At 45.6% G+C, this 378-nt stretch carries 1 protein-coding gene; it reads left to right on the plus strand.

From position 1 onward, the window contains the following. Positions 1-239: hypothetical protein (locus KP705_RS19130; RefSeq protein WP_215765451.1), on the plus strand; the 239-nt coding region annotated here is incomplete at its 5' end. Positions 240-378: the final 139 nt, after the last annotated feature.

Consider the following 378-nt stretch of genomic DNA (forward strand, 5'->3'; position numbering starts at 1 on the left):
GGGATATCAATGCGGTGGATGATTCCGCAAAAGCATATATGCTTGACACTTACACGATATCTCACATGGGTAGAGGTGGGGGTAGCGTCTTAGAAGATGGGATGCTGTCAAAGGTTCTCGACATAGAGCGTCTACAAGACMCCGTAGAGCTTGATGAGCCTCCTATTGAGGTTCCGGATTCCGAATACTTCGAAGCTAATCAGGACGCCTTTCAGGAGCTTGCAGACTGGTATCTTTGAAGCTCCGCAGGACCGACGACAATGTAATTGTCATAGTCGGACACTATGACAAGTCAAATATTGATTTCTATCTGCTACAATAAGTTTCCAGTACCCCACAAACTGAGGGTCGGAGATTGTTATGGATATGGTAAAGAAG

This window comes from Gluconobacter sp. P1D12_c, assembly GCF_018812105.1.
Lineage (GTDB): Bacteria > Pseudomonadota > Alphaproteobacteria > Acetobacterales > Acetobacteraceae > Gluconobacter > Gluconobacter oxydans_A.